Here is a 25,523-nt window from a genome sequence, read left to right as displayed (position 1 = left end):
ACGAACGGGAGAATGTCAGATGGACCCGACGGCGCTCCTTCTGTCACGGCTGCAATTCGCTTTCACCATCTCGTTCCACATCATCTTCCCGGCGTTCACGATCGGGCTTGCCGCCTGGCTCACCGTGCTCGAAGCGATGCACCAGTACAGTGGTAAGCCCGTCTACCGGACCTTGTTCGCGTTCTGGCTGAAGATCTTCGGCGTGGCGTTCGGCATGGGCGTCGTGTCGGGCGTGGTGATGGCGTTTCAGTTCGGAACGAACTGGAGCGTGCTCTCGAAGATGTCGGGTCCGATCCAGGGCCCGCTTCTCTCCTACGAGACGTTCACCGCCTTCATGCTGGAGGCGGGCTTTTTCGGCATCCTCATCTTCGGTCGCCCCCGGGTGCCGCCGTGGTTCTACCTGTTCTCGACGGCGATGGTCGCGCTCGGGACGACGCTTTCGGCGTTCTGGATCATGGTCAACAACAGCTGGATGCAGGTGCCAACCGGCTACGTCCTGCAGAACGACCAGTTCGTGCCTGATGACTGGCCGCAGATCATCTTCAATCGCGTGGTCTGGGTCCGGTTTCCGCATATGCTGCTCGCGTCCTACCTGACCGGCGCGTTCTGCGTGGCGGCAACCGGCGCGTGGTATCTGCTGCGGCGGACCTATCGCGCCGAGGCCCATGTCATGTTGCGGATGGGCCTTGCGCTTGCGGCGGTACTGCTGCCGGTCCAGTTCTTCATCGGGCATCTCGTCGGAGACTATGTCCACGATTACCAGCCGGCCAAGTTCGCCGCGATCGAGGCGCGCTGGCATGACGAGCAGCCGGCCTCGGAGGTGCTGATCGCGATCCCCGATTCCACAACTGAATCGAACAGATATGCGATATCGATTCCCGTGCTCGGAAGCATCATCGGCAGCATGAGCCTGACGTCGAAAGAGGTCGGCCTCACCAGCTTCGCGCCGCAGGACCGGCCGCCGGTGCTGATCCCGTTCTTTGCCTTCCGCATCATGGTCGGCTGCGGCTTCGTGATGCTGGGGCTGGCCTGGCTCGGGACCTGGCTCGGTCTCAAGCATCGGCTCGATCGGAACCGCCTGCTGCTGTGGGGCATTTTCCTCAGCTTCCCGCTGCCGTGGGTCGCGATCCTTACCGGCTGGTACACCGCGGAAGTGGGGCGCCAGCCATGGACGGTCTATGGTGTGTTGCGGACTGCGGACGCCGTGACGCCGTTCCTGACGGCGTCGGCTGCGATGACCTCCTTGATACTGTTCGTGGCGGTCTACGCCTTCATCTTTTCGTTCGGGACGTATTACATCTATCGGCTGCTGCGTGCCGGTCCGGCGGGACTCGGCGGCAAGCCACTCCACGTTCCCGTGCCCAATCGGCCGATGTCGCTCGCCGATCAGTTGCCGGCCACGCGCGGCTATCTCGAGGCGGGAGAATAGCCATGGTGATGTACTGGGTTGCCCTTCTTGCCATCAGCATCCTGATCTATCTCCTCCTCGACGGGTTCGATCTCGGCGTCGGCATGCTGTTCGGCGTGGCCGGCGGCGAGGCGCAGCGGGATGCCATGCTGAGCACGGTCGCGCCGGTCTGGGACGGCAATGAAACCTGGCTGATCGTCACGGGCGTGATCATGTGGGGCTCGTTTCCCGTGGTCTACGCCATGGTGATGTCGGCCTTCTATATCCCGGTTCTCGTGATGCTGCTCGGATTGATCCTGCGCGGCGTGGCGTTCGAGTTTCGCGGGAAGGCGCTCCGTTCGCGCTGGGTCTGGGATGTCAGCTTCGTCGCGGGCTCGTTTGCCGCCAGCTTCATGCAGGGTGCGATGGTCGGCGCTCTGGTCGAAGGACTCCAGTTCTCCAACGGCGATTATACCGGCGGAACGCTCGGCTGGCTGACCGCCTTTTCCGCGCTGTGCGGGATCGGGCTCTGCTTCGGCTATTCGCTGCTCGGCGCCTGCTGGCTGGTGCGGAAGTGCGAAGGTCCCGTTCGGGATTCCGCACGGCGCCAGATCCCGCCGCTCGCGATCGGCGTCTTAGTCTTCCTGGTCTTCGTCTTTGCGTATGCGCTTGTCGAACATCTTCCGATTCTGCAGCGCTGGACCGACCGGCCCTATCTGTTCGTGTTTCCCGTGATCGGCGCCGGTGCGGCCGCGGTGCTGGCCAAGAGCATGCTGCGCCATGACGACTATTGGCCGTTCAATATGGTCGCGCTGATCTTCGTGGCAGCCTTTGCCACGCTCGCCTTGTCGTTCTGGCCCTACATGATTCCGTTCGTCGTCACGATCGACGACGCCGCGGCACCTCATGCAAGTCTCGCATTCATGTTCTGGGGCGCCGGTCTGTTCATGTTCCCGCTAATGCTACTCTATGTGGCGGTCGGTTATCGCGTCTTCCGCGGCAAGACGGCGCCTGCTGCCGATCACTACTAACGGCTGCACGCTCGGAGTTGCCGTGAGCTGTCACGGATAAAAAGGAAAGGCGCCGGTTTCGGCGCCTTTTTCGTTCAGACCTCTTGCGGGCCCGGTTCAGGATTTGGGCATGACGCCGGGACTGTTGTCCGGCCATTGCGCGATCAGCTTCTCGTCTATGTTGAAGTGCTGGGCGACGAGTTGGGGTGGCGTGTGCGTCAGCCAATTGGACAGCGACACCTCCTCGTAGCGGGGCGCGCGAAACACACCGATGAACTGCAATTCGGTGTCGCCGACGTTCTCGACATAGTGGCCGAGATTGCGCCGGACATAGCCGATGTCGCCGGCCGAGAAGTCCGTCGTCAGCGCATTGGGGCCGGTGTCGAACACCGTCATCCGCGCCTTGCCCTTGATATAGTACTGCCACTCGTCGGCATTCGGATGCCAGTGCATCTCCCTGACAGCTCCCGGCGGCATCGTCACCAGCGCCGCAGCGACGGTGGTGGCCACTTTGAAGTTGGTGCTATCGGCGACACGGATGCTGCCGGCAGAACTCTCCTTGACTGGCGCCGAGCCGCCGAGCGAGTGGACGAAGGGGTAGGGCGGCGTTTCGGCATGTTTGGCGACTGCGGCGCGATCGGCGGCGAGATCGCCGGGCACCGCCCCCTGGAAGATCCACCGGTTGTGCAGCGGAATCTTGGCGAAGGCTTCCGCCGGAACACCGAAATTCTTCGCCAGCACCTCGGGCGGCGTATGGGCTAACCAGTCGGTCACCAGGAGTGTGTTGAATTCATTGGCGTGGCCGTCGTCGAAGCAGATCACGAACTCGCAACCATCGGGACCCAAGCCCTGGAGCGAATGCGGCGCGCCCGCCGGAAAATACCAGAGGTCGCCGGCTTTGAGGTCGCCGATATAGGGACGGCCCTGCGTGTCGAGCACGGTGATGCGGCAGGAGCCGTAGGTCATGATCGCCCATTCGGCCGCCTGGTGCCAATGCAGCTCGCGGATGCCGCCGGCGGACAGCCGCATGTTGACGCCGGAGATCTCCTTCGAGATGGCGAAATCCTCGACCGTGACCTGACGGGCCCAGCCACCGTCCTGGATGCGCCTCGGTGCGTTGTTGAACGAGGCCCAATCCATCGGCAGGCCGCCGACGTCAGTCGCCGGCGGAGTTTGCGCGGAGGGAAATTGTTTGGCCAACGCGGGATTTTGCGGACCGGGATCGGTCAGGCTTCCGGGGCTCTTGGCGTTCACGGCGCCCTGCGGCGGCTCGTCCGGATTGCCGAAAGTTGCGGCCTGCGCGCTGGAGCCGACCATGGCGGCGCCTGCCGCGGACATGGCCAGCAAATCACGTCTTGAAAACATCTTGGGTCGCTCCTGAAAATGTCGAAAGCCCCCGTAGCGACGGCTCCAACTGACAAACCTAGTTTCTGGTTGCCGTTTCAGCTTCCGCGAACGGCGCTCTTTTTGCGGGAATGCACTGGCTGCTGCGGCCGGCCGACGGGCTCCGAACGTGTGCAATTGGGAAATTCGGCTTCGTTTTGAAAAGACGGCTCTGCCAGCGCGATCCTTAACTGGCCCGGAGAATTGCCATATCGAGAGATATCGAGATGACCACGAAATCGGTTCGTCCCTACCGTGAACCCGCCGGCGGCTGGGGCGCACTCAAGGCGCTCAGCGAGGCGCTTCTGGTGCAGCGGGCACCGCTGAAGGGCGCAGCGACGCTCAGCAGGATGAACCAGCCGGAGGGCTTTGATTGCCCCGGCTGCGCCTGGCCCGATCCGAAGCACACATCGTCATTCGAGTTCTGCGAGAACGGGGGCAAGGCGATCGCCTGGGAGACGACATCGAAGCGCTGCACGCCTGAATTCTTCGCCGAGCATACCGTCACGGAACTCGCGAGCTGGAACGATTACGACCTCGAAATGGTCGGTCGGCTCACCCATCCGGTAGCCTATGACGCCGCATCCGACCGCTATCTGCCGGTGCAGTGGAGCGATGCGTTCGAAATGATCGGGCGCAAGCTGAAGGCGCTGCCGGATCCGAACATGGCGGAGTTCTATACGTCCGGGCGAACCTCGAACGAAGCCGCCTTCCTCTATCAGCTCTTCGTGCGCGAGTATGGCACCAACAACTTTCCCGACTGTTCCAACATGTGCCATGAGGCGACCAGCGTTGGCCTGCCGCAATCGCTCGGTGTCGGCAAGGGGACCGTGCTGTTGGAGGATTTCGACAAGGCCGACTGCATTTTCATCTTCGGCCAGAATCCGGGCACCAACAGTCCTCGGATGATGACCAGTCTGCGCAACGCGGCGCGCCGAGGGGCCTCGATCATCTCGTTCAATCCGTTCCGCGAGCGGGCGCTGGAACGCTTCCAGGCGCCGCAGAGTCCGGTTGAGATGATCACGCTGTCGGCGACGACGATCAGTTCGAAACTGTTCCAGGTGCGTGTCGGTGGCGACGTCGCCGTCCTCAAGGGGATCATGAAGATCCTGGTCGAAGCGGACGACGCCGCCCGTGCTGCCGAGGAGCCGGAGATCCTGGACTGGGATTTCATTCGCGGGCACACCGCCGGCATCGAAGGACTGATCGACGATCTCAAGCGAACGCAATGGCCCGATATCGAACGCCAGTCCGGCCTGACGCGCGAGGACCTGGAATATGCCGCCGGCGCCTATATGAAGGCGGAGCGCGCCATCCTTGTCTACGGCATGGGCATTACCCAGCACCAGCGTGGTGCGCACAACGTGCAACAGATCGCCAATCTTGCGCTCTTGCGCGGCAATGTGGGACGCGACGGCGCCGGCGTTTGCCCGGTTCGCGGTCATTCCAACGTGCAGGGCGACCGAACCGTGGGGATCACGGAGATCCCCAAGGCGGATTTCCTCGAGCGCCTCGAGCACCGCTTCGGCTTCAAACCGCCGAGCGCGCCGGGGCACAACGTCGTGACGGCATTGGAGGCAATGATCCGTGGCGAAGTGAAGGTCTTTTTCGCGATGGGCGGCAACTTTGCCGCGGCCATACCCGACTGGCAGGCGACGCAGGCCGCGCTGCGCAAGCTCGATCTGACCGTCCACGTCTCCACGAAGCTCAACCGCAGCCATCTGATCCATGGCCGCGCCGCCCTGATCCTGCCGTGCCTCGGGCGAACCGAGATCGACATTCAGGAATCGGGGCCGCAGTCGATCACGGTCGAGGATTCGATGTCGATGGTCCACGCTTCCGGCGGTCGCAACAAGCCGGCATCGGAGCATCTTCTCAGCGAGGTCGCGATCATCGCAGGCCTCGCCAAGGCAACGCTCGGCGAGCGCACGGTGGTCGATTGGGACGTCTTTGTGGGCGACTACGATCGCATCAGGGATGCGATCGAGGCAGTCTTCCCCACCTTCGAGAGCTACAATGCCCGTATCCGCATTCCCGGCGGCTTCCATCTGACCTCGACCGCGCGGGAGCGCGTCTGGGCAACGCCGTCCGGCAAAGCCAATTTCCTGGTGTTCGAGGGGTGCGGCGAGGACCCGCCGCAGGCCGATCCGGATTTTCTGTGGCTCAGCACGATACGCAGCCACGATCAGTACAACACGACGCTCTACTCGCTGTCGGACCGCTATCGCGGCGTCTTCGGCCAGCGCGATGTGGTCTTCCTCAACGAATATGAACTGAAGAAGCGCGGGCTCGCGGATGGCGATCGCGTCGACCTGATCACGGAGTCGACCGATGGCGCCGAGCGGATCGTGTGCAACTTCCGCGTGGTGGCGTATTCGTTTCCGACCGGCTGCTGTGCCGCGTACTATCCGGAGACCAATCCGCTGGTGCCGCTCTACGCCCGCGATCCCCTAAGCTTCACGCCGTCATTCAAGGGCATCCCGATCCGCCTGGTGCGCTCCAAGGCCCCGGCGCGCTAGGGCAGGCGGGGTCAGGCTCCGGCGTCCCGACTGGATGGTGGCGATGACGCCGGCGTCGCGATCGGCAGCGTGAACCAGAACCGGGCGCCGCGATCGGTGCTAAGTCCTTCGGCGCCAAGGCCTTGGGCGTCGATCCGGCCGCCATGCGCTTCGACGATGGACCGGCAGATCGGCAGTCCCATGCCCATGCCGGACTCTTTGGTCGTGAAAAAGCTTTCGAACAGCCGACCGGCATGTTCGGCGGAGATGCCGGGACCGTTGTCCTCCACGGAGCAGCACAGGGTCGTCGCGTCCTGCGTGGCGGTGGTGATGACGATCCTGCCATGGTCGCGTCCCGCCTGTGTCATCGCCTGCACGGCGTTGATGGCCAGATTGACGATCACCTGCTGGAGCTGGGTGCGATCGCCGAGCACGAGTGCAGCTTCCGTATCGCGACGGTGCAGGATCGTTACGCCGCGGGATTCCATCTCGTGGCGCAGGAACAGAAGCGCCTCCCGGATGACATCGTCAAGCGACAGAACGGCACGCTCCGGCGCCTTGCGCGAAGCCATCCCGTGAACGCGCGCCACGATGTTCGCGGCCCGCCTCGTATCCGTGACCATATTTTCGATTGCGCTGCGGACTTCGGCCATGTCGGGAATGGGCCTGTTCAGCCAGCGCAGTCCGGCAGCGGCGTTGGTCGCGATGGCGGCCAAAGGCTGGTTGACTTCGTGCGCGATGGAAGCGGTGAGCTCGCCGAGCATCGAGACGCGCGCCGCATGGGCGAACTCCGCTTGCACCTGCCGAAGCCTCTCCTGGGCACGGACGTGTTGCGAGATGTCGATGGTGGCGACCAGGCTTATTTCGAGATCATTGATTGGACCGACGCGGGCCGTGGCGAAGAGAACGTCGACGACGCGGCCGTCCCACGTCACCATCTTGGTTTCTTCCTCGAAGTTCGTTTCACCGCGAAAGCGGGACTCCATGGCCCGCCGAAACGTATCCGGGCGTGCCTTCCAGGTGTCGGACATGGAACGCCCGACATAGCCGTCGACGCCTCCTCCGAACATCTGGATGGCTCGTTCGTTGGCTTCCTGAAACGAGAGCGCGTCCATGCAGGTCCGGAGAAAGTCGGGATGGCTGTCGAAATAGCTGCCGAGATCCTTGATGCCCTCGGCTCGCAGTTTTCGGAACAGCACCACCAGTCTGCTGGCGTCGAGTTGACGGAGGGCGATCGGCATGCGGCCGAACAGATGGCGGTAGCGCTGCTCGCTCCGCTCCAGCTCGGTGTGGTCCTTCTTCTGGGCGGTGATATCCATGACCGCGCCGATGAACCGAAATTGCCCGCGATCTTCAGACATTCCACGGGCGACCACGCGAATGTGCCTGATCGAGCCATCGTTCAGGATCAGTCGATATTCCAGGGAAAAGTCGTTCCTGTCGTTCGCGGCGCGATCGAGCGCCTCGCGCACGGCATTGAGATCGTCGGGATGCGTACGCTTCAGGATTGTGTCGAGCGACGGCGGCAAGGTCGGCTCGAGATCGAAGATCCTGAACGTCTCTTCGGACCAGAACAGCTCGCCGCTGGCGACGTTCCAGCCAAAGCTGCCGGTGTGGCTGAGCTTCTGGGCCTCGGCGAGATAGGCGACCTGACGCCGCCGCAAGACGTCCTCTCGCTCGAGCCGGTGCTGCCGCCTGACCAGGCTCGCGATCGCAAGCAGCGACAACACGAAAATGACGGCCTCCAGGGCGAGGGCGCTGGTGGTGAGGTCGATCCCGAGCAGGAAACAAGTGAAGGACAACACGCCGAGCGCGACGCCTCCCAGGACCCAAAGGGCGGGATGGGCGTAACGCGAATGGTCGGGCCACGATGCGCGACAGACCATCCCCGTGTGACGGACCGTCGCGGGTTCCTTGCCTCCGTGAGCGAGTCCGAGTTGGGCCAGCAGATTGAAGAGGTCCAAGAGATACTCGCCGGGCATGAGACCAATTCCCGAGCCCGGATGTCCGGACGAAGGATGCAAGCGATGTACCGCACCGTGGAAAATCGGTCTTTTGCGTTTTCGCGGACCCTTTGTCAAAACGCACGGCGTCACCCTGCGAGCCTGCATGCAGATCCGGGATGTTGCCGCGGGAAGGATTCCGCGACCTTAAGCCAACGCCGCGGCGGGCCTCGTCACCCCGAATCGCCTTTCGAACTCGGCGACGTCGACAACGCCGCGCCGATGGGCCCCGTCGCCGATCTTGCGGCCGCCGTCCCAGGCCTCGACTTCGAACAGGACGCTCCTGGCTTCGACGGCGACGACCCGTGCGACCGCGCGCACGGTGCGGCCGACTGGGGTCGCCGCCAGATGACGGACGTCGACCATCATCCCGACGCTGACATAGCCGGTCGGCAGGGACGGCTGGATTGCCGATCCCGCCGCCATCTCCATGTGCAGGATCATCATCGGCGTGCCGTAGACTTCAGGCATTCCCGGCACTACGTGGCCGACCGTCATCTCCGCCGTGATGGTCACGAGCTTTTCCGCCGTCATGCCGACGGTCACCTGATCAAGCGGACTCATGACCCAGTCCCGCATCTGCTTCGCTCGTGGAGGGGGTGGATGTCTCGACTGCATGCGGCTTGCGCTTGGTGAGCCAATTGCCGAGCCGGTCGAGATAGAGATAGACCACGGGCGTGGTGTAGAGCGTCAGGATCTGCGAGACCATCAAGCCGCCGACGATCGTATAGCCGAGCGGCTGGCGCAGTTCGGCGCCGGTGCCGTTGCCGAGCATCAGAGGCACACCGCCGAGCAGCGCGGCCATGGTCGTCATCAGGATCGGACGAAAGCGGAGCGTGCAGGCCTGGTAGATCGCTTCCACAGGGCTCAGCCCTTGTTTGCGCTCCACCTCGAGGGCGAAGTCGACCAGCATGATGCCATTCTTCTTGACGATGCCGATCAGCAGGATGATGCCGATGATGGCGATGACGCTGAGATCCATGTGAACCGCCAGCAGCAGCAGCAGCGCGCCAATGCCGGCGGAGGGCAGCGTCGACAGGATCGTGATCGGATGGATCAGGCTCTCATAGAGGACGCCGAGGATGATGTAGATCACGATCAGCGCCGCGCCGATCAGCAACGGCGTGCCGGACAGGGAGGACTGGAACGCTTGCGCGTTGCCCTGGAACGAGGTCGACAGTGAGGCGGGCTTGCCGGTGTCCTTCTCGATCTTCTGGATCGCCGTCACCGCGTTGCCAAGCGCTACGCCGGGCCGCAGGTTGAACGAGATCGTCACCGAGGGAAACAGGCTCTGGTGATTGATCAGAATGGGCGCGGGCTTGATGACGCTGTGAACCAGCGTGCTCAAGGGGACCTGCTGGCCGGTGGCCGAGTTGAGATAGATGTCCTTGAGCGCGTCAGGCCCATACTGGAAGGCTGGATCGACCTCCATGACCACGTGGTACTGGTTCAGCGAGGTGAACATGGTGGAGACGATGCGCTGGCCGAAGGCGTCGTCGAGAGTATTGTCGATCGTCGTGGGCAGAATGCCGAAGCTCGAGGCGATCTCGCGATTGACGGTGACCTCCAGCCTCGGGCCGGCATTGGCCTGGTCGCTGGCGACGTCGGTGATGAGATCCAGGGCGCGGAGCTTCTCCAGGAAGATCGCCGACCAATGGGTGAGCTCGTTGGAATCGGCATCCGTCAGAGTGAACTGATACTGGGTCTTCGACAGGCGTGCGCCGATCGTGATGTCCTGGGCCGCCTGCATATAAAGTGTGATGCCCTGGATGTGGGCGAGCCGGGGCCCCAGCCGCGCGATCACCTGGTCGGCGCTTGCCTTGCGCTCGGGCTTCGGCTTGAGGACGATGAAGATGCGCCCCTGGTTGAGGGTGGCTGTCGGCCCGCCTGGACCGATATAGCTGGCCACCGATTGGATCGCCGGGTCCTTTGACAGGACGTCGACGATCGCCTGCTGGCGTTCGGACATGGCGGGGAAGGAGATGTCCTGGGCAGCCTCGGTGATGCCGACGATCTGTCCGGTGTCCTGTTGCGGGAAGAAGCCTTTCGGGATGATCACGTAGAGATAGCCGGTCAGCACGATGGTCGAGAGCATCACGAGCAGCGTCGCAAAGCGATGGCGCAGGACGACGCGCAGGCCGCGCGCGTACAGCGCAAGCAGGTCATCGAAGCCGCGCTCGAACAGGAGATAGAGCTGGCCGTGCTTTCTCCGCGATTCGTCCTTCAGGAGGCGCGCGCACATCATCGGGGTCAAAGTGAGCGAGATGACCAGCGACAGCAGCAGCGATGCGGTGATCGTGACGGCGAATTCCTGGAACAGTTTTCCGACGTAGCCGCCCATCAGGAACAGCGGGAGGAACACTGCGATCAGCGACAGGGTGATGGAGACGATCGTGAAGCCGATCTCGCTGGAGCCCTTGAGCGCCGCCTCCATCGGGGTCATGCCTTGCTCGAGATGGCGCACGATGTTCTCGATGACCACCACGGCATCGTCGACCACGAATCCGACCGCGATCGACAGCGCCATCAGAGAGAGGTTGTCGAGGCTGTACCCGAGCACATAGAGGACCGCGAAGGTGCCGATCAGCGCCAGGGGAACAGTGATCGCCGGGATGACGGTGGCCCAGAAATTCCGCAGGAACAGGAATATCACCATCACCACCAATGCGACCGTCAGCAGCAGGGTGAATTGAACGTCGGAGACTGCGGCGCGAATGGTGGCGGTACGGTCCGCGGCGATCGTCACCTTGATCGCCGGTGGAACCGAGGCTTGCAGTTGCGGCAGCAGTTTCTTGATGCGATCGACGGTTTCGATAACGTTGGCGCCAGGGACGCGCTGGACGGCCAGGATGATGGCGGGGTCCTTGCCGTACCAGCCGGCCAGCAGGTCGTTTTCGGGCGCTTCGATCGCCGTGCCGATGTCGCGGAGCCGCACCGGCGAGCCGTTGCGATAGGCGATGATGAGGTTTTCGTAGGCCGAGGGCTTCAGCAACTGATCGTTGGTATTCAGCGTATAGGTCACGCGCGGGCTGTTGAGCGTGCCCTTCGGCAGGTCGACATTGGCGCCGGCGATCACGTTGCGGACGTCTTCGAGGCCGATGCCGCGGGCGGCAAGTGCCTGCGGATTGACGCGGATGCGGATCGCAGGCTTTTGCTGGCCGCCGATTCCGACAAGGCCGACGCCTGGAATCTGCGAAATCTTGGGCAGCAGGATGTTTTCCGCGTAGGCATCGACCGTGGTCAGCGGCAGCGAATCCGACGTCAGCGCGATCAGCATGATCGGCGTCTCTGCGGGATTTACCTTCCTGATCGTCGGCGGGTAGGGGATGTTCGGCGGCAGAAAGGGGCTGGCGGCGTTGATTGCGGCCAGCACGTCCACCGCCGCGCTGTCCACCGTGCGCGAGAGCTCGAATTGTACCGTGAGCTGGGCTACGCCGAGCGCGCTCGACGATGTGAGCTGCGTAACGCCGGGGATTTGGCTCAGTTGCTGTTCGAGCGGCGTCGCCAGTGATGACGCGATAGTTGCCGGATCGGCGCCGGGTAGTTGCGCCGAGATCTGGATCGTCGGGTAATTGACGTTCGGCAGCGCGCCGACCGGCAGCAGCGGATAGGCCGCAAGCCCGCACAGCAGCAGTCCCGCCATCAGCAGAGCGGTTGCAATCGGACGCAGGATGAAGGGCGCGGAAAGGTTCACGGGATCGCGTCCTGCACGGCGCTTTGCAGATCGGCCTCGCGCGCGGCCTTCCCGTGCAACTCCCGAACCCGGCTTCCTTCCGTCAGCCGATACTGTCCGTCGACGACGACGGTATCACCTGATTTCAGTCCCTGGTCGATCAGGGCCTGCCCCTCGCTGATCTGCGCGACGTGAACGGGACGCAAGGAAGCGGTCTGGTCCGGCGAGACGACATAGACATAGCTGCCGTTCGGGCCCTGCTGGACTGCGGAGCCGGCGACCGTCAGCGCATCCTTCTGAATCTTCAGCAGCAGCCGGGCATTCACCAGCTGTCCCGGCCATAGCCGGTGCTCGTGATTGGCGAATTCGGCCTTGAGCTGGACGGTGCCGGTCGTCCCTGCGATCTCGTTGTTGACGAGCAGCAGCGTGCCTTCGCCGAGCTTCATCTTGTTGTCTTGGCTGTAGGCGATGACTTTCAATGGTCCTTTTGCGGTGTGGTCCTGGATCACGGGCAGATCCGTCTGCGGAAGGGTGAACAACAGCGAGATCGGCTCGATCTGGGTGACGACGACGAGACCGTTCGGGTCGGTCGGATGAATCACGTTGCCGACATCGATCTGACGGACGCCGGTGATACCGGGAATGGCCGATGTCAGGCGCGTGTAGCTGAGTTGGACGTTGGCCTCGTCGATCTGCGCCTGGTCCGCTTTCACGGCCGCCTTGAGTTGGGCCACCTGCGCGGTCTGCGTGTCGATCAGCTGCGGGGTCGCATAGCCCTTGTCGCCAAGTTTATTGTAGCGGGAGAGATTGGCTTCGGCATTGGCGAGCTGCGCCTGATCCCGATCGCGATTGGCCGTCAACTGCTCGATCTGAGCCTCGTAGGGACGCGGGTCGATCTGGGCGAGCAGATCGCCGGCCTTGACGGTCTGTCCCTCGTTGAAGGCGATCTTGACGATCTGTCCCTGGATCTGGCTGCGGACGACATCGGTGTTGTAGGCGATCACGGTGCCGATGCCGCGCAGATAGATCGGAACGTCCTTGCCGGTGACCGCGGCGGTGACCACCGGTACGGCCGCGGGCACTGGCGCGGCGGCGACGACCGGCTTCCGGTCCGCGGCGAAGAACCAGAGGCCGGCTCCGACGAGGATCGTGGCGAGAGCGACAAGCGCGATGGCGAGAGTTCGTTTCATGAGATCGTCCTGGACGTCAGGGATTGCTTGGGCCGCCGATCGAAGGCGTGCTGTCCGTTGCGGCAGGGCCTTGCACCGGGATGGACGGACTGATTCCGGCGCCGCCGAGTTCGGTGGCTCCGAGCGGTATCCCGACGCGTCCGACCGTCGATGCTGAAGGCAGCGGAGACGCCGCCATGATGCTGCCGTTGCAGGTGACGGATGAGCCTCCGGACAGTCCGCCGCCGTCGAACAACGCTCCGGGCGAGGCGGTATTGCCCGTTCCGGCACAACCCGCCATGTCTTGCGCTGGATTAAGTGGCGAAATGCCGGGCGTTGCGATCTCGGTCGATCCCAATGGAACGCCGACGGGCCGCGTGGATTGCGGATTGAGCGGCGACGTTGCAAGCATGCCGGTGGAGGGCTGTATTCCGGGCATGGTCGTTTGAGCGGACGTCGCAGCCGGGACGAGCCAAAGCATGCCGGCCATGAGTGCCACGGCGGGCTGCATCAGGGTGAGCCGGCGCGATCCGGATCTTCCCGAGCCGACGTCGTTCGATGAGTGCTGCTCTCGCATGGAAAATGCTCCGGCTGAATGCTGTCGAGCACTAGAGAGATGCGGAACGGCGGGGTATTTCCAGAACGCACGTCCCGCTACCCGGCAGCACGACGACAAGGGCATTCGACGCATCGTGAGCGGGCATTCGTCTTCGTCCGGCCGCGTCGCCGAGTTGCCTCGCCGATGACAGCACCGTTGGCCGGCTTTGGCTTCGCTATTTCAGAATGTCCCGCACATGCGCGAGTTCGCGGCTGCATGTGCCTGTGTCGCCGATTTGATCGGCGGTACGCGCGCGATCAAGCGAATCTAGCGCATCCGTGAAAACCGCTCCGCGGCCGCCTTCGGCTTCTGCAATCGAGCGAGGCGTCGGTTGATGACTGCGCAGCGCGCTGAGGCTTTCCCGCTGCCAGCCGTGGGCGCCCGCGTCTTTTTCGATGGCTTGATCCAGCTGGATCTGGGTTTTCGCGATGTCGTCCGCACAAGTGCCTGCACGCGCGGGCGAAGCTGCGCACAACAGGATGAGAAGCGCGATCTGGAGATTTGCCGTGGATGTCATGTGTCCGATCCCATGCATGGATTTCAAGCAGCATCAGATGCGACCTCTTGAATAACAAAGCGGATCGTTCGTCTTTCGCGTATGAACGCCGACCGTTCACAGTCATGAGAGGTCTGTACGCCTGACATATGCGCTGCGTTTTGAAGTGCGCGCCTTAGCTAGACAGTGTCCCGAGGATGCACGAGCAGCCGTTGTCGCGATCGGCATGTCCCAACGTGCGAAGTGGCAAGGGCCGTTGTTTGCCGAAATACGCGCCCAAGCGTCGACACTACTGTCGCATCATTCCAACCCGGAGTGATCCTGACATGAAACAACTCAACGCTGGCCTGGCCTTTGCCGCCGCTCTCTCCTTGTTCGCGACCGTCGCCCCGGCGCGCGCTGAGCCCCCGAAGAACATCGTCCTGGTGCACGGTGCCTGGGTCGATGCGTCCGGCTGGAAGCCGGTCTACGAGATCCTGACCAAGGAAGGCTTCCGCGTCAGCATGGTGCAGGAGCCCGAGACGTCGTTTGCCGATGACGTCACGGCGGCGAAACGGATTCTCGATCTTCAGGATGGCCCGACGCTTCTCGTCGGCCACAGCTACGGTGGTTCGATCATCACCGAGGCGGGCGTCCATCCCAACGTGGTTGGTCTGGTCTACGTTGCTGCGCATGCGCCCGACGTCGGCGAGGACGAATCGGCGCTGGGCAAGAAGACGCCAAGCGTGCTTGGAAAGACCGAGGGCGTCATCAAGGTCACGCCGGACAAGTTCACCTATCTCGATCCCGTGCAATTCCCCAAGCTGTTCGCGCCCGATCTGCCGCGTGAGCAGGCCGAATTCGTCGCGCGCTCCCAGGTGCTGGCCGCGACGCAGGTATTCAGCACGCCGTTGACGGCGGCCGCGTGGAAGACCAAGCCGAGCTGGGGCATCGTCGCCGGCAACGACCAGATCATCAATCCGGATCTCGAGCGCTGGTATTACGAGCGCGCCAAGAGCCACACCACCGTGATCCCGGGCGCGAGCCACTCGGTCTACGAGTCGCATCCGAAGGAAGTGGCGGCGATCATCACCCGTGCCGCACGCAGCATCGATCAACCGGCCACCCGCTGACGCGTTTTGCCGGTCCTGACGCACGGCCGGCAGAAGGAAGGACGGCGGGAGAGACAGCACTCCCGCCGGCCCGACTGCCCCTCCGGAGAATTCCATGAGCATGATCGAGGCGACCGGCATAGTTCCGGATTGGAGCGTGGCCACCATGAAGCGAGCCGGACTCAGCCGCGACTTGCCGTCCGGCAATCCGGACCTGATGTGGATCGCGAACTCTTCGACGCTGATCCGCGACGAGCGGGAAGTAGTCCTTTTCGAGTTCTGCGAGGCGATGCCGGAGCTCTATCCCGATCGGGCCAATGCCGGCGCACTCTGGAGTGGAGCCAACGCCGCAAAGGAGCAAACGTCGTGACCAGCTGGCGGAACAACCGCGCCGCGCGCGATGCCCGCATCGCGGCCGGTGCCGGACTTGCCCACGGCAAGGTCGTGGAAGCGCCCGACGCCACGCGTCTGCTGGAGGCCGTGATCCGGCCTGGCGACCGGGTTTGCCTCGAAGGCGACAACCAGAAGCAGGCGGATCTCTTGAGCCGCGCGCTGCTGGCGGTCGATCTGTCCAAGGTCAACGATCTGCACATGGTGCAGTCGGGCGTCGTTCTCCCCGAACATCTGGACCTGTTCGACCGCGGGGTCGCGAAGCGGCTGGACTATGCCTATTCCGGGCCGCAATCGGCGCGCATCGCGCGCATGCTGTTCGGCGGCAAGATCGAGCTGGGAGCGGTTCACACTTACCTCGAGCTGTTCGCGCGCTACTTCATCGATCTCACCCCGCACGTCGCGCTGATCGCCGCCGTCAGCGCCGACCGCGACGGCAACCTCTACACCGGTCCGAACACCGAGGACACGCCCACCGTCGTGGAGGCAACGGCGTTCAAGGACGGCGTCGTGATCGCCCAGGTCAACGACATCGTCGAGACGGTTCCGCGGGTCGACATCCCGGCGGACCGCGTCCATTTCGTCGTCAAGTCCGACAAGCCGTTCTTCGTCGAGCCGCTGTTCACGCGCGATCCGGCAGCGATCACGGAGGGGCAGATCCTGACCGCAATGCTCGCGATCAAGGGGATCTACGCGCCCTATGGCGTGCAGCGGATCAATCACGGGATCGGCTTCAGCACGGCCGCGATCGAGCTTCTGCTGCCGACGTTCGGCGAGAGGCTGGGCCTGAAGGGCAGGATCGCAACCCACTTCGCCTTGAATCCGCATCCCGCGCTCATTCCCGCAATCGAGTCCGGTTGGGTCCGGCAGATTCACTCGTTCGGCTCGGAGGTCGGCATGGACGAGTACATCCGGGCCAGATCCGACGTCTATTTCACCGGCCCCGACGGCTCGCTACGCTCCAACCGGGCCTTTTGCCAGACCGCCGGGCTCTATGCCTGCGACATGTTCATCGGCTCCACGCTGCAGATCGATCTCCAGGGAAATTCTTCGACCGTCACCACCTCGCGCATCGCTGGGTTCGGCGGCGCGCCGAACATGGGCGCGGATGCGCGCGGACGCAGGCATCCGAGCGAGCCCTGGCTCAAGGCCGGCGCGGAGGCCGATCCGGACAGCCCGGCGCCATTGCGCCGGGGCCGCAAGCTGGTGGTGCAGATTGGCGAGACCTTCGGCGACAAGAACGTCCCGTTGTTCGTCGAGAAGCTCGATGCGATCGAACTCGCCGAGAAGCTGAACCTCGAACTCGCCCCCGTAATGATCTACGGCGACGACGTCACGCACATCGTCACCGAGGAGGGGGTGGCGAACCTCCTGTTGTGCCGTACGGCGCAAGAACGCGAGCAGGCGATCCGCGGCATCGCCGGATACACCGACGTCGGTCGCGGGCGGGATCGCAGCATGGTCGCGCTGCTGCGCGAGCGCGGCGTGATCCGGCGGCCGGAAGATATCGGCATCAATCCGCTCGATGCGGATCGCAACATGCTGGCGGCGCGCTCGATCAAGGATCTCGTGCGCTGGTCGGGCGGGCTCTACGCGCCGCCATCGAAATTCAGGAACTGGTGAGGACAGGCCATGGAAGATCTCAGCTTTCATCACCCGGTTCGCGAGCGCGCGGGCGGTATCAGGCAGAGCGCGATCGTGGGTGTGGTCGCCTCGGGCAATCTTGAAGTGCTGGTGGAGCGCGTCCTGCCGGATGCGGAATGCGCGGTCGAGATCAAAACCGCGGCGATGGGCTTCGGCGAAGTCTGGAGCGCTGTCATTGGCGATTTCGTCGAGCGCTATTCGCCCGGCGGGCTGAAATTTTCCATCAATGACGGCGGCGCGCGCCCCGACACGGTGTCGCTTCGGCTGGCGCAGGCGGTGCGATTGATCGCGGGGAGCGACCGATGACCGCGCCGCTCCAGCACGTCGCCCCGGCCGAACGGGCCCGCAGCACAAGCTTCAACGAGGCATCGGCGCGGACGAGGCTTGATCTGCTGCTTGATGCCGGCAGCCTGGTCGAGTTCATCGGGCCGGAACAGCGCGAGGTCAGTCCGCATCTGGAGATATTCGACCTTCCCGAGCAGTTCGATGACGGCATCGTTGTCGGCCATGGCCGCCTCGGCGGTGCGCCGGTATTCGTCGCCGCGCAGGAAGGACGCTTCATGGGTGGCGCCTTCGGTGAGGTGCACGGCGCCAAGCTGACGGGCCTGCTCCGCGCAGCGCGCGAGATCGGATCAATCCCCGTTCTGATCCTGTTCGATACTGGCGGCGTCCGGTTGCAGGAGGCCAATGCCGGTGAGCTCGCCATCGCCGAGATCATGCGCGCAGTGATGGAGGCGCGCAGCGCCGGCGTGAAGGTCATCGGCCTGATTGGCGGGCGCTCCGGCTGTTATGGCGGCGGCGGTCTGATCGCTGGCTGTTGCTCCGCGCTCGCCGTGTCGGAGGCGGGACGCGTCGCGGTTTCGGGCCCCGAGGTGATCGAGACCAATCGCGGCGTCGAGGAGTTCGACTCCCGTGACCGTGCCTTGGTCTGGCGCACCATGGGCGGCAAGCACCGGCGGCTGCTCGGTGCAGCCGACGTCTTCGCCGATGACACCGTGCAGGATTTTCGCGAGGCCGCACGCGAGCTGATCGGGTTGATCGGCCCCTTCGGCCTCGACCGGCTCAGGGCGGAGCAGGGGCGTCTGGCTGACAGGTTGCGCCGCTTTGGCGCTTGCCAGGACGCCGTCGATATCTGGACCGTGGAAGGTGTTGCGGATGCGGAAACGGTTCCGGAATTGCCGGCCGACCAGTTCATTGCGCTCGCTAGCAGGATCGGGAGGAGCAGCCGTGACGCTCGATGACATTCTCGCATCGCTGTTCCCCGACGGCCATGAGGTCAGGAACGATAATGGCGTCCTTGCCGGCGCGGCAACGCTGCGGTCCGGCGGCAGGATACTCGTGATTGGTGTTGCGGATCGGACCGCGCTCGGCGTCGACGAGGCGATCAGACTTTCCGCGCACGTCCTGAAGTCGATCGACCGGGGGAGCGGACCGATCCTGGTGCTCGTCGACAGCGACAGCCAGCGCATGAGCAAGCGTGACGAGATGCTCGGGCTCAACGAATTTCTCGCGCATCTGGCGAAGGTGCTGATCCACGCGGACATGCACGGCCGCCCGACCATCGGTCTTCTCTATGGCCACTCGGCTGCGGGGGCCCTGCTTGCGACAGGCCTGGCGACGCGCGTGCTGGTCGGATTGCCCGGCGCCTCTCCCGCGGTGATGGATCTGCCGTCGATGGCGAAGGTCACCAAATTGTCGATGACGGCCCTTGAGGAGAAAGCCAAATCGACGCCGGTTTTCGCGCCGGGGCTCTCCAATCTCGAGCAGATGGGTGCCGTTCATATGACATGGAGCGATTCCACCTCACTTGCAGACCAGCTGGAGACGCTGCTCGCCGACATGCCGGCTGCGCGGGATCGAAGAGATGCGCTCGGCAAGGAGCGTGGCGGCCGGCCGAAGGCCGCCGATATCGCGGAGCGCGTTCGTGATCTCGCCCTGCAAACCCGGTGAACCGCCGGCCAGTCGCCACGACCTCGTCTTTGTCAGCCCGCAGGGTTGGCGCGCGATGATCGGGATGCGCGGCGATCTCGCAGCCGACCCGCTGGTTTCGCGCTGGTCCGAAATGGGATGGCCGACGATCAGGCGGCGCGCTCTGCCTTGCGAAGCGACCGGCCTTGCGCTCGGCCTGCCGTTGCCGCCCTCCGCCGGCAAGAAGCGGGTGTCGCTTCTCGCGGATATCGACCACATCACCTCGGTCGCGAGGCCGCCCTCGCTGCGGGAGGCGCGCGCCTCGGCGCCGCGCAACTGGTGGCCGACGCTCGATCGGCTCGATGAGCTCGCGCTTCGTCATTCGGTGGACGTGCGCGTGTTCGGCAGCCTCGCATGGCAATCGCTGACCGGGCTCGATTACGTGACCGCTTGTTCCGACCTCGATGTCCTGTTCGCGTTCTCCCGCGAGACCGATCTGGAGCGTCTCGCCGCCGACGTGGCGGCGATCGAGACCGATGCGCCGATGCGGCTCGACGGTGAATTGATGCGCGCGGATGGTGCAGCGGTGAACTGGCGCGAATTCCACGCCGGCACGGACCAGCTTCTGGTCAAGACCATCCGGTGCGTAACCCTGCTCGACAGGGATCGATTCATTTCGGGAGCGACGGGATCATGATCACAGCGGCTGCGCGAAGCACCGAACCACTCGTTTCACCCCGGGGGCAGATGGCGTCCTGCATCTGGTCCATCGGTGGTTTCGCCGCCGATTGCCTCGCCATGGAGCTGGAAACCTGGCCCAAGCCGGGGCTGGTGAGCCATGTCGACAATGGTAGTCACGACGACATGGATGCCGGCACGTTTCGTCGCAGCGCCGCGGCCATCAGGCCCTACCTTCAAAGTCTTGCCGATGCGGGCGCGCTCGGTTGCGGCCTGGGACTGCTGCGGGTCATCGGCCTGGAGGCCGAACGTGCGATGCTCGAGGCGACCTCAGGCGTCAATACGCATCGCGGCGCGATCTTCGGCCTTGGCCTGTTGTGCGCGGCGGCCGGTGCGAGGGCCGGCGGGTTGGTCGATCCGGCACTTCCGCTCGGCGACGTCGTGGCACGCCTTTGGGGCGCCGGCATACTCCACGGTCCGGTGTTGCTGCACAGCCATGGCAGCGCTGCTCGCCGCCGCTTTCACGCAGGCGGAGCCCGTCTCGAGGCGGCGAGTGGGTTTCCCAGCGTCTACCGGATCGGCTTGCCGGCCTTGCGGAGAACAATGCCTGCCACGCCCGAAGATGCGGAAGCGGCGCGGGTCGAAGCGTGCTTTGCACTGATTGCGTCCGTGGAAGACACCAATCTGTTGCATCGTGGCGGGCTCGAGGGGCTTCGCTTTGCGCGTCGCGCGGCGCGTCGCTTCATCGACGCCGGCGGCGTGCGCGCTCCCGGCTGGCGCGCCAGCGCGCGATGGATCCATGAAAGCTTCGTCGCGCGTCGTCTCAGTCCCGGTGGCTCGGCTGACCTGCTTGCGATGTCGCTCTTCGTCGATGCCCACGACGCGCCGGGGCCATGATGTCCAATGCAATCCTGATGGCGCTGGTGCCGGTGTTCTTCGTCTTGCTGCTGGGATACACCGCGGGAAGGTTTCATGTCGTCGACAATCTCCATGTCGATGCTCTCAACGCTCTCGTGATGGATTTCGCCGTGCCGGCGTCGCTGTTCGCCGCGACTGCCTCGGCGTCGCGCAGCGAGATGATCGAGCAGGTTCCGCTCTTTCTGGTGCTCGGCATAACGATGTCGTTGCTCTATGCCGTCTGGTATCTTGCCGCGCGCAAATTGTTCAAGGTGTCGCGGCCCGATGCGTCGATTCAGGCACTCACGGTCGGCTTTCCAAATCTTGCCGGCGTCGGTCTTCCAATCCTGACATCCATCGCGGGACAGGCAGGCGCCGTTCCGGTCGCCGTCGCATTGGCGACCGGTTCGGTCCTTATCAGCCCGGTGACCCTGATCATGGCGGAAATGGACGCCGCCAGGTCCCGTGGCGAGGAAATGGCGGCGCGGCAGATGCTGACGGCAGTGGGGCGTGCGATCACCAAGCCGGTCGTGCTCGCGCCCGTATTCGGCATCCTGTTTTCGGTGTCGGATCTGAGCCTCGACGCGGTCGCTCATGCCTGCCTCGCGCTGATCGGGAGTTCGGCCGCCGGCGTCGCGCTGTTCCTCACCGGAGCCATCCTGTCGGCACAATCGTTCCGCCTGAACTGGAAAATCGCGGCCGCAACGGTTGCCGCGGACATGGTACGGCCACTCGCGGCCGTTGCAGTCACTCACGTCTTTCCAATGGCTCCCGACACAGCGAGGACGGCCATTCTGCTCGCCGCGGTGCCTTCTGGCTTTTTCGGCATTCTGTTTGCGGTCAATTACCGGCTGGACTCCGCAGCGGTCGGATCGATGGTCATTTCGAGCACCGGATTCAGCGTCGCGACCATGGCGGTCGCGATCGCCGTGCTCTTTCCGCACTAGGTGGCGACCATGACGCTTGCGATCCTGTGCTCGGGACAAGGCAGGCAGCATCGGGACATGTTCGCCCTGACGGGCGATGCGCCGGAAGCGACGCACCTGTTTGCACACGCGGCAACGTTGCTGGGCGGCAGGGATCCGCGCGATTTCGTGCGCAGCGAATCGGAGGATGCTCTGCATCGCAACCGTTCCGGCCAGATTCTTTGCACGTTGCAGGCACTGGCCGCTGCTGCCGCGCTCAGGGGCGTCATTCCACATGGCGCCGTCATCGCCGGCTACAGCGTCGGTGAGGTGGCGGCCTGGGGCGTGGGAGACTTGTTCGAACCGGTCGTTACGCTCGACCTCGCGGTGCGCCGCGCGGAAGCGATGGATGCCGCCACCTGTGCCGGTGACGGGCTGATCTTTGTCCGCGGTCTTTCACACGACGATGTTACCCGCCTTTGCGAGCGCCACGGCGCGGCAATCGCCATCGTCAATCCTGGCGATGCCTTTGTGATCGGCGGTGGCCGGGAGGCATTGAACAGGATTGCGGGAGACGCGAGAGCGATGCACGCCGCAAGGATCGTCGATCTGCCGGTTGAGGTTGCCTCCCACACCGGACGGCTCGCCAAAGCATCGGTCGTGTTTCGAGAAGTCCTGCGGGCGGCGCCGGTGGCGTTCCCGCCGGCCGCTGGCGCGCGCATCCTGAGCGGCGTCGATGGCGGTTCGGTCGCCTCCGCCGAGGCGGGCCACGACAAGCTTGCCGCGCAGATCTCGCAAACCGTGCAGTGGGGAAATTGCCTGCAAAGCTGTCTCGAAGCGGGCGCCACGACATTTCTCGAATTTGGACCTGGACATGCACTGAGCGGGATGGTTGCGAGCATCGCGCCCGGCATTCCCGTGCGGTCGCTCGACGATTTCAGGAGTCTTCAGGGCGTGCGTGCCTGGCTTGCGCGCCATCTCAGCGACTGAAATGGCAACAGTTTCGTTCCGGAATCGGACGGACGGCGCTCCGGATCGGCGTGCGGCGAGGTCAAAAAAAGGGGCCGTCCTTGTGGGGAGGACGGCCCAATGCGCGGATGCCTGGGAGGAGAAGGCTCGAGCCGTGACTTGGGGGTCTCAGTCACTAACACTGCCAGCATCGCCGATCCGGCGTGCAAAGTATTTCACGTCCCCACGCTGTTTCTCATTTCGCATGATTCACGAAGGTCCGCCGGCAGGACATGAGACACCGGCTCGCGTGACGGAACCGGGGCGCATTCAGCGAGCCTGGGTGACGCCAATGCGTTCCGGCTGGTGCATCGCCAACGTGCCGGCGTGTCGCCTGTCAGACGTTTGAAGACAGTCGAGAAATGCGCCTGCGTGCAGAAACCGACGGCCAGCGCCGCCTCGACCAGCGGCGTCTCGGTATTCGACAGGAGAGATTTTGCATGCTCGATGCGCTGTTGCAGGAGATATTCGCGCGGCCGGTATCCCGTCGCGGCGCGAAACTGCGCTGCAAAGTGCATCCGGGACAATCCCGCGACGCCGGCAAGGTCGGACAGGCTGATGGAGTGGTCGAAGCGCGCCTTGACATACTCCTCGACGCGTCGGAGACGCCATTTCGGCAAGGCATTGACTTTCGTGCGCGGGGGCTCGCGCCGAGCGACGTGCATCGCCAGCGTTTGGGCAATGCAGCGCGCAAATTCCCGATCGGCCGAATGGCCTTGTTCGGTCAGCGCCTTTGCGAGCTGCTCGGCGAACGGGTCGCGCAACAGAACGAGATCGTTCAGGCATTCGGACGCGAGCGGCTCCGTTCCCGGTTGCGGAGATGGAAGGCAATTGGCCGAGATGTGGAAGTGGAGGAAATCGCACGGCGCATGAAACTGCACGCGGAGCGGCTTCGACGGCGCGCCGACATAGAGCGTGCCCGCCGGCATGGTGCCGTCGAAAATGGTCTGGCTGCCTCTGGTCAGCTTGAGACGTGTGCTCTTCAGGGCGATGGAGAAGAAGTACCGGTCGGGAGGCGTCGTTGCTTCCTCGCGCCTGATGGCCGTCTGCGCATAGGTAAAACGAGAGATCGTGATGTCCTCGCGCGCAACGCCCGCGCGTTGCTCGGGCTGGCGCCATCTTCGTTCTTGGGGGAATGGGAGCGCGCCCTGAGAGAGATCCGGTTCGCGGGCGCCGGGTTGATGCGTCAATCGGGCGCCGGCCGCTTGCATATCGGTGAGCATCGTTCGTCCCGTTTGTTGGACTCCGCTGCCGCCGTGACGGCTGCCGAATGCCATTGGTTGACGTTCGAACGATATGTCTGATGCCGCCACAAGGCCCGTTAGAGTTGCTGAAATGGTGTTAGATTTTGCAAAAGCTGCAGGTGCGTCGGAAGGTTGCGAAACTCCCAATTGAGCAAGTAGAATCAAAGGCTTGGGCTGTGAGTTCCGATGTTGCGGTGCGACGCGGCGCCTCTCGTCAGGTCGGCCGATCTGACTGGATTCAGGGAAGGCGTGGCGGGGCATCGATGCCGGGGGTGAGGCCGGGCGCGATCTTCTCCGCTGACGGAACTGCGGGCACCCGTGCGTAGGGAAGCGTCGCCACCTCGGGAGGCTGCTGGGATGCGGATTGGAGGCAGTTTGGGCGGGGCGGATCTCCTGCGCCGAACACATCGAACATCGGGTCCACGAAGGTCGTGCGGAGCCGATGAGACCAGGGCCGGCGATCGACCGCATCGGGCTGCCGGATCGTCACCGTGGCCGTCATGCCGGAGACCAGCGGCACGCCCGGCGGCACCGTGTCGATGGCGACGCGAACCGGTATGCGCTGCGCAAGCCGCACCCAGGTGTAGATCGGGTCCACGTTGGGCAAACCTTGCGTGCCCGCCGCGGCGTTTGACGCGCTGATGCCGCGGGTCACGGTTTTCACGTGTCCCAGGATCGGCTTGGAGTAGCCGACGAGCTGTGCCTCGACGCGATCGCCGACGCAGACATGCGCCATCTTGGTTTCCTCGAAATAACCGTCGATCCAGAAGCTGTTGGAATCGATGATGGAGACGTTGGTGACGCCGGTCAGCGCATAGTCGCCGACACGCAGCAGGAGATTGGTGACATAGCCGTCGACGGGGCTGAGCACATTGGTGCGCTTCAGGTTCAATTCCGCCTGTGCTAGCTGGTGGGCGGCCGCCGCGTAGGCGGCCTTCGCCTGCGCGGCATTGCCGGCGAAGATCTGCTGCTCCTCTGGCGTAGTCGCCAGGTCGGACAGACGCCGGCGCCGGTCGAATTCGGCCTGCTTTACCTCCAGGTCCGCCGCTCGCTGGTCGACGAGGGCCTTGCCGATGCGAACGGCTACCTCGAAGTCGAAGGGATCGATGACGTAGAGCACGTCACCCTTGTGGACGAACTGGTTGTCGACCACCCGCAGCTCCACGATTTTGCCTGCAATCTGCGGCGCGACATTGGCAACCTGCACGCGCACGCTGCCATTGCGCGTCCAGGGCGCGGTGACATAGTGCTGCCAGGTCGCAACCGATATCAGGATGGCGATCAGGGCAATGGCAAGAGTGGCGAAATGCTTGCCGACGCCGGCCATGAATCGCCCGGCGGCCTTGCGCGGCGACCGCGTCAATGGCGTCGCCTGCCTCGAAGGTTCGCCGTCGTTCGCGGCGCGGTCGCTGGTCGCGCGCGCCGCGGCCTCCGTCAGGCTGGAACACGCGACGGTGTCGGCTGCGTCCGTCCGTGCTTCGGCTGGCGGTTCGGCGTGGGGCGGAAAGGCCGCATCTCGAGGCAGAGCCGCGTCCATGACT

General features: G+C 64.2%; 22 protein-coding genes. 14 read left to right on the top strand and 8 right to left on the bottom strand.

The window, feature by feature from the left end:
- Positions 1-19: 19 nt before the first annotated feature.
- Both JQ627_RS02280 and cydB read left to right on the top strand, forming a co-directional pair.
- Positions 20-1,429: a cytochrome ubiquinol oxidase subunit I gene (locus tag JQ627_RS02280; RefSeq protein WP_212482521.1), complete on the top strand. Its 1,410-nt coding sequence runs from the start codon at positions 20-22 to the stop codon at positions 1,427-1,429.
- Between the two features lie 2 nt (positions 1,430-1,431).
- On the top strand, positions 1,432-2,418 hold the full coding sequence (gene cydB, locus JQ627_RS02275; protein WP_212482520.1) for a cytochrome d ubiquinol oxidase subunit II: 987 nt from the start codon (positions 1,432-1,434) through the stop codon (positions 2,416-2,418).
- A gap of 96 nt (positions 2,419-2,514) precedes the next feature.
- On the opposite strand, the gene JQ627_RS02270 is transcribed toward cydB, so the two are convergent.
- The gene (locus tag JQ627_RS02270) at positions 2,515-3,762 is read right to left on the bottom strand and encodes an oxalate decarboxylase family bicupin (protein WP_212482519.1); all 1,248 of its coding nucleotides are present in this window, start codon (positions 3,760-3,762) and stop codon (positions 2,515-2,517) included.
- Positions 3,763-4,007: 245 nt separating this feature from the next.
- Between JQ627_RS02270 and JQ627_RS02265 the strand changes: the two genes are divergently transcribed.
- Positions 4,008-6,299, top strand: a complete 2,292-nt coding sequence (locus tag JQ627_RS02265; protein ID WP_212482518.1) for an FdhF/YdeP family oxidoreductase — start codon at positions 4,008-4,010, stop codon at positions 6,297-6,299.
- A gap of 11 nt (positions 6,300-6,310) precedes the next feature.
- On the opposite strand, the gene JQ627_RS02260 is transcribed toward JQ627_RS02265, so the two are convergent.
- The 4 genes from JQ627_RS02260 to JQ627_RS02245 form a co-directional block, all read right to left on the bottom strand.
- Positions 6,311-8,260 (bottom strand): ATP-binding protein, encoded by a 1,950-nt coding sequence (locus tag JQ627_RS02260; RefSeq protein ID WP_249142833.1) that lies wholly within the window; start codon positions 8,258-8,260, stop codon positions 6,311-6,313.
- A gap of 168 nt (positions 8,261-8,428) precedes the next feature.
- The gene (locus tag JQ627_RS02255; RefSeq protein ID WP_212482517.1) at positions 8,429-8,845 is read right to left on the bottom strand and encodes a thioesterase family protein; all 417 of its coding nucleotides are present in this window, start codon (positions 8,843-8,845) and stop codon (positions 8,429-8,431) included.
- The gene (locus tag JQ627_RS02250; RefSeq protein WP_212482516.1) at positions 8,832-11,975 is read right to left on the bottom strand and encodes an efflux RND transporter permease subunit; all 3,144 of its coding nucleotides are present in this window, start codon (positions 11,973-11,975) and stop codon (positions 8,832-8,834) included. The genes JQ627_RS02255 and JQ627_RS02250 overlap by 14 nt, the downstream gene beginning before the upstream one ends.
- The gene (locus JQ627_RS02245; protein WP_212482515.1) at positions 11,972-13,144 is read right to left on the bottom strand and encodes an efflux RND transporter periplasmic adaptor subunit; all 1,173 of its coding nucleotides are present in this window, start codon (positions 13,142-13,144) and stop codon (positions 11,972-11,974) included. Before JQ627_RS02245 ends, JQ627_RS02250 begins: the two co-directional genes overlap by 4 nt.
- Positions 13,145-13,320: 176 nt before the next feature.
- Here JQ627_RS02245 and JQ627_RS38930 point away from each other — a divergent pair, with 176 nt between their 5' ends.
- Positions 13,321-13,572 carry a hypothetical protein gene (locus JQ627_RS38930; RefSeq protein WP_249142832.1) on the top strand — a complete coding sequence of 84 codons (252 nt, stop codon included), beginning with the start codon at positions 13,321-13,323 and terminating at the stop codon, positions 13,570-13,572.
- Between the two features lie 324 nt (positions 13,573-13,896).
- Here JQ627_RS38930 and JQ627_RS02235 read toward each other — a convergent pair whose 3' ends face one another.
- The gene (locus JQ627_RS02235; RefSeq protein ID WP_212482513.1) at positions 13,897-14,238 is read right to left on the bottom strand and encodes a hypothetical protein; all 342 of its coding nucleotides are present in this window, start codon (positions 14,236-14,238) and stop codon (positions 13,897-13,899) included.
- 305 nt (positions 14,239-14,543) lie between these two features.
- On the opposite strand from JQ627_RS02235, the gene JQ627_RS02230 reads away from it, so the two are divergent.
- From JQ627_RS02230 to JQ627_RS02185, 10 genes are all read left to right on the top strand, one after another.
- Positions 14,544-15,329: an alpha/beta hydrolase gene (locus JQ627_RS02230; RefSeq protein WP_212482512.1), complete on the top strand. Its 786-nt coding sequence runs from the start codon at positions 14,544-14,546 to the stop codon at positions 15,327-15,329.
- A 94-nt stretch (positions 15,330-15,423) separates the two neighbouring features.
- Complete coding sequence (locus JQ627_RS02225; RefSeq protein WP_212482511.1) at positions 15,424-15,678, top strand: hypothetical protein; 255 nt, start codon at positions 15,424-15,426, stop codon at positions 15,676-15,678.
- Positions 15,675-17,321, top strand: coding sequence for a malonate decarboxylase subunit alpha (gene mdcA, locus JQ627_RS02220; protein ID WP_212482510.1), 1,647 nt, complete (start codon positions 15,675-15,677; stop codon positions 17,319-17,321). Before JQ627_RS02225 ends, mdcA begins: the two co-directional genes overlap by 4 nt.
- A 9-nt stretch (positions 17,322-17,330) precedes the next feature.
- Positions 17,331-17,648: a malonate decarboxylase acyl carrier protein gene (gene mdcC / locus JQ627_RS02215; RefSeq protein WP_014496337.1), complete on the top strand. Its 318-nt coding sequence runs from the start codon at positions 17,331-17,333 to the stop codon at positions 17,646-17,648.
- Positions 17,645-18,583: a biotin-independent malonate decarboxylase subunit beta gene (locus JQ627_RS02210; RefSeq protein WP_212482509.1), complete on the top strand. Its 939-nt coding sequence runs from the start codon at positions 17,645-17,647 to the stop codon at positions 18,581-18,583. The genes mdcC and JQ627_RS02210 overlap by 4 nt, the downstream gene beginning before the upstream one ends.
- Positions 18,570-19,292 carry a biotin-independent malonate decarboxylase subunit gamma gene (mdcE, locus tag JQ627_RS02205; RefSeq protein ID WP_212482508.1) on the top strand — a complete coding sequence of 241 codons (723 nt, stop codon included), beginning with the start codon at positions 18,570-18,572 and terminating at the stop codon, positions 19,290-19,292. The genes JQ627_RS02210 and mdcE overlap by 14 nt, the downstream gene beginning before the upstream one ends.
- A complete protein-coding gene (mdcG, locus tag JQ627_RS02200) occupies positions 19,267-19,947 on the top strand; it encodes a malonate decarboxylase holo-[acyl-carrier-protein] synthase (RefSeq protein ID WP_212482507.1) in 681 nt (226 codons plus the stop codon). The genes mdcE and mdcG overlap by 26 nt, the downstream gene beginning before the upstream one ends.
- Positions 19,944-20,825, top strand: coding sequence for a triphosphoribosyl-dephospho-CoA synthase MdcB (mdcB, locus tag JQ627_RS02195; protein ID WP_212482506.1), 882 nt, complete (start codon positions 19,944-19,946; stop codon positions 20,823-20,825). The genes mdcG and mdcB overlap by 4 nt, the downstream gene beginning before the upstream one ends.
- Entirely contained in the window at positions 20,822-21,772 is a 951-nt protein-coding gene (locus tag JQ627_RS02190; RefSeq protein WP_212482505.1) for an AEC family transporter, read from the top strand. The genes mdcB and JQ627_RS02190 overlap by 4 nt, the downstream gene beginning before the upstream one ends.
- 9 nt (positions 21,773-21,781) lie before the next feature.
- Positions 21,782-22,720, top strand: coding sequence for an acyltransferase domain-containing protein (locus JQ627_RS02185; RefSeq protein ID WP_212482504.1), 939 nt, complete (start codon positions 21,782-21,784; stop codon positions 22,718-22,720).
- Between the two features lie 194 nt (positions 22,721-22,914).
- Here the strand turns inward: JQ627_RS02185 and JQ627_RS02180 are convergent, their stop codons facing one another.
- Together JQ627_RS02180 and JQ627_RS02175 are read right to left on the bottom strand one after the other, a co-directional pair.
- Entirely contained in the window at positions 22,915-23,961 is a 1,047-nt protein-coding gene (locus JQ627_RS02180) for a helix-turn-helix domain-containing protein (protein WP_212482503.1), read from the bottom strand.
- Between the two features lie 259 nt (positions 23,962-24,220).
- Positions 24,221-25,519: an HlyD family secretion protein gene (locus tag JQ627_RS02175; RefSeq protein WP_212482502.1), complete on the bottom strand. Its 1,299-nt coding sequence runs from the start codon at positions 25,517-25,519 to the stop codon at positions 24,221-24,223.
- Between the last annotated feature and the right edge of the window lie 4 nt (positions 25,520-25,523).

The organism is Bradyrhizobium liaoningense, from assembly GCF_018130785.1.
GTDB classification, from domain to species: domain Bacteria; phylum Pseudomonadota; class Alphaproteobacteria; order Rhizobiales; family Xanthobacteraceae; genus Bradyrhizobium; species Bradyrhizobium liaoningense_A.
This window is presented reverse-complemented; position numbering and strand designations above follow the sequence as displayed.

Excerpts from the sequence above, each read along its gene's own strand:
- JQ627_RS02280 (WP_212482521.1), top strand. The coding sequence starts at position 20 with ATGGACCCGACGGCGCTCCTTCTGTCACGGCTGCAATTCGCTTTCACC.
- cydB (WP_212482520.1), top strand. The coding sequence starts at position 1,432 with ATGGTGATGTACTGGGTTGCCCTTCTTGCCATCAGCATCCTGATCTAT.
- JQ627_RS02270 (WP_212482519.1), bottom strand. The coding sequence starts at position 3,762 with ATGTTTTCAAGACGTGATTTGCTGGCCATGTCCGCGGCAGGCGCCGCC.
- JQ627_RS02265 (WP_212482518.1), top strand. The coding sequence starts at position 4,008 with ATGACCACGAAATCGGTTCGTCCCTACCGTGAACCCGCCGGCGGCTGG.
- JQ627_RS02260 (WP_249142833.1), bottom strand. The coding sequence starts at position 8,260 with ATGCCCGGCGAGTATCTCTTGGACCTCTTCAATCTGCTGGCCCAACTC.
- JQ627_RS02255 (WP_212482517.1), bottom strand. The coding sequence starts at position 8,845 with ATGAGTCCGCTTGATCAGGTGACCGTCGGCATGACGGCGGAAAAGCTC.
- JQ627_RS02245 (WP_212482515.1), bottom strand. The coding sequence starts at position 13,144 with ATGAAACGAACTCTCGCCATCGCGCTTGTCGCTCTCGCCACGATCCTC.
- JQ627_RS38930 (WP_249142832.1), top strand. The coding sequence starts at position 13,321 with ATGATGCTGCCGTTGCAGGTGACGGATGAGCCTCCGGACAGTCCGCCG.
- JQ627_RS02235 (WP_212482513.1), bottom strand. The coding sequence starts at position 14,238 with ATGACATCCACGGCAAATCTCCAGATCGCGCTTCTCATCCTGTTGTGC.
- JQ627_RS02230 (WP_212482512.1), top strand. The coding sequence starts at position 14,544 with ATGAAACAACTCAACGCTGGCCTGGCCTTTGCCGCCGCTCTCTCCTTG.
- JQ627_RS02225 (WP_212482511.1), top strand. The coding sequence starts at position 15,424 with ATGAGCATGATCGAGGCGACCGGCATAGTTCCGGATTGGAGCGTGGCC.
- mdcC (WP_014496337.1), top strand. The coding sequence starts at position 17,331 with ATGGAAGATCTCAGCTTTCATCACCCGGTTCGCGAGCGCGCGGGCGGT.
- JQ627_RS02210 (WP_212482509.1), top strand. The coding sequence starts at position 17,645 with ATGACCGCGCCGCTCCAGCACGTCGCCCCGGCCGAACGGGCCCGCAGC.
- mdcB (WP_212482506.1), top strand. The coding sequence starts at position 19,944 with ATGATCACAGCGGCTGCGCGAAGCACCGAACCACTCGTTTCACCCCGG.
- JQ627_RS02190 (WP_212482505.1), top strand. The coding sequence starts at position 20,822 with ATGATGTCCAATGCAATCCTGATGGCGCTGGTGCCGGTGTTCTTCGTC.
- JQ627_RS02185 (WP_212482504.1), top strand. The coding sequence starts at position 21,782 with ATGACGCTTGCGATCCTGTGCTCGGGACAAGGCAGGCAGCATCGGGAC.
- JQ627_RS02180 (WP_212482503.1), bottom strand. The coding sequence starts at position 23,961 with ATGCTCACCGATATGCAAGCGGCCGGCGCCCGATTGACGCATCAACCC.
- JQ627_RS02175 (WP_212482502.1), bottom strand. The coding sequence starts at position 25,519 with ATGGACGCGGCTCTGCCTCGAGATGCGGCCTTTCCGCCCCACGCCGAA.